At 73.5% G+C, this 2,731-nt stretch carries 2 protein-coding genes and 1 pseudogene; all 3 read right to left on the reverse strand.

Annotated elements, in window-relative coordinates; genetic code table 11:
- On the reverse strand, positions 1-938 hold a 938-nt coding region (locus tag HW445_RS25405), incomplete at its 3' end, for an ABC transporter ATP-binding protein (protein WP_180223242.1).
- 117 nt (positions 939-1,055) lie between these two features.
- Positions 1,056-1,820, reverse strand: coding sequence for an NUDIX domain-containing protein (locus HW445_RS25410; RefSeq protein WP_180223243.1), 765 nt, complete (start codon positions 1,818-1,820; stop codon positions 1,056-1,058).
- A 172-nt stretch (positions 1,821-1,992) separates the two neighbouring features.
- Positions 1,993-2,731, reverse strand: a pseudogene (locus HW445_RS25415) (Mur ligase family protein); the annotation flags it as partial.

Raw genomic sequence — 2,731 nt, forward strand, 5'->3', positions numbered from 1 at the left:
GCCCGCGCATGCCGCAGGATCCCGGTGGCCTTCCCGGCGGTCGGGAGGGCAGCCGCCGCCCCTGGCCCCATGTCCCCGGTCTCTTCGGCGAGTTGATGGATCAGGACACCGTGCCGGTAGGCCGCCTCGCCGATCTCGGCGCAACTGCCGCCGTAGACCGACAGGAGCGCACCGCCCTCCCGAACCACCTCCACCGGGCGCCGGGAGGTCCGCGCCTCCTTGGCCAGCAGGTCCGCGAGGCGCGCGGCGTGCGGGGTGCGGACGGCGACGCGGCGGCGGAGGCGGGCGCGGGTGAACTCCTCGACGTCCTGATCCGCGACCACACGCCCCCGGTCGAGGGTGATCACCCGGTCGGCGACCCGGGCCGCCTCCCGCGGGTCGGCGGTGGTGAACAGCACCACGCCTTCGAGGTCGGCGTGGTGACGCAGCTCGGCGTGGAGCCATCGGGCGTCCTCGGGAGCGAGGCCGGCGGCAGGTTCGTCGAGGACGAGGGCGTGAGGGGCCGCCAGCAGGGCGCACGCCATGCCGAGCCGCCGGTCGGCGCCGCGGGAGAGGGAGTCGAGCCGTCGATCGCGCAGTTCCACCAGACCGGTCGTCTCCAGGAGTTCGTCGGCGCGGGCGGCCGGCGCCCCAGCGGCCGCGCAGACCATGCGGAGGTGACCGCGGACGGTCCGGGCAGGGTGGCCCGGGACGTCTCCGAGGACCGCCCCCACTTCGCGCAGCGGGGCCGGCGACGCGTGCAGGGGACGACCCCGGAAGTGGGTGACACCGCGCCCCTGCCTCAGTTCCAGCATGAGTTGGAGAACCGTCGTGCGGCCCGCACCCGGCGCTCCGAGGAGTGCGGTGACACGGCCGGGAAGCGCCTCGAAGGAGACGTCGTCGACGGCGGGCGGAAGCTCCTTGCGGGGGGCGCTGGTCAGTCCGATGGCCTTGATCACCCGAAGCAAGATAGCGCGATACGCATTACTTGCTTACGTTTTGCCCGTTTTATCTTGCCATTGCCGGGAGAATTGCCCAGGCAACGCGACGGCGTGGGGACGGCCGGGGCCCCGGCCTCAGATCTCGGGGCGCAGCATCGGCGGGTTGAGCAACGTGGCTCCGCCTGCGCGGAACAACTGGGCGGGACGGCCCCCCTGACGGGTGGTGGTGCCTCCGGTCGGAACCAGGAAGCCGGGCGTGCCGGTGACCTTGCGGTGGAAGTTCCGCGGGTCGAGGGTGACGCCCCACACCGCCTCGTAGACACGGCGCAGTTCCCCGACGGTGAACTCCGGCGGGCAGAACGCCGTGGCCAGCGAGGAGTATTCGATCTTTGAGCGGGCCCGTTCGACTCCGTCCGCGAGGATGTGCGCGTGGTCGAAGGCGAGCGGCGCCTCCTGGTCGGGGCCGCCGTCCCCGGACGGCTCGAGCAGTTCCTCCACGGGGGCCCAGCGGGCGTCCCCGGCGTCGCCGCCGGGGCGCGGGGCGGGGAGATCGGGGGCGAGGGCGAGGTGGGCGACGCTGACCACCCGCATCCGGGGGTCCCTCTTCGGATCCCCGTAGGTGGCGAGTTGTTCGAGGTGGGCACCGTTGTCCTGCGGGGGTTCCGCCGGGACGGTGGGGTCATGGGCCCGCAGACCGGTCTCCTCGTGGAGTTCGCGCGCCGCGGCCTGGGTCAGGTCCTCGTCCTCGCGCACGAAGCCTCCGGGGAGGGCCCAGCGGCCCTGGAAGGGAGGCTCGCCGCGACGGACCGCCAGTGCGCACAGGGAGTGACGGCGCACGGTCAGCACCACCAGGTCCACGGTGACGGCGAAGGGAGGAAAGGCTGACGGGTCGTAGGGCATGCGGCGATCATAGTCGTCTGCCTGACGATAAACACCGCTTCGGACGGAACCCGCAGATGGAGCAGCCGGAGCCGTGAGGCCGCCGGTGCTGCCGTGCGAAGCCGGGCCCGTCGGCCCGGGCCCGCACGGGTCGACGGGTCCCGCGGTCCGGGTCGGGAAGGACCCCGCCCACCGCGATGCGGTGGGCGTCGGGCCGGAAGGCGCGGAGCCCGTCGCGGACCGCGGTGGCCGGGACGCCGAAGGCGCGGGCCAGGGCGGCGGCGGCGAGGGCGTTGGCGATGTTGTGCGGCACCGAGGGCTGGACGTCGGTGACCTCGGCGAGCTCCTGGGCGTTCTTCTGCCGGTTCTCGACGAAGGCGCGGTCGACGAGGATGCCGTCGACGACGCCGACCTCGGAGGGGCCGGGGGTGCCGAGGGTGAAGCCGATGGCGCGGCAGCCCTCCTCGACGTCCGCCTCGCGCACCAGGTCCTCGGTGGCCTTGTCGGCCTTGTTGTAGACGCAGGCGACCTGGTTGCCCTCGTAGATCCGGCCCTTGTCGGCCGCGTAGGCCGCCATGGAGCCGTGCCAGTCGAGGTGGTCGGGGGCCAGGTTGAGGACGGTGGCGGAATGGGCGCGCAGCGAGGGCGCCCAGTGCAGCTGGTAGCTGGAGAGCTCGACGGCGAGGACGTCGTACTCGGTGTCGCCGAGCACGGCGTCCAGCAGCGAGACCCCGATGTTGCCGACGGCGGCGGTGCGCAGTCCGGCGGCCTCCAGGATGGAGGCGAGCATCCGGGTGGTGGTGGTCTTGCCGTTGGTTCCGGTGACGCAGAGCCAGGGGGCGGGGGTGCGGCCGTCCAGGTCGCGCAGGCGCCAGGCGAGTTCGACGTCGCCCCAGACCGGCACGCCGGCCTCGCGGGCGGCGGCGAACAGC

It is taken from the genome of Streptomyces sp. UH6 (assembly GCF_013421635.1).
Classification (GTDB): Bacteria; Actinomycetota; Actinomycetes; order Streptomycetales; family Streptomycetaceae; genus Streptomyces; species Streptomyces abyssomicinicus.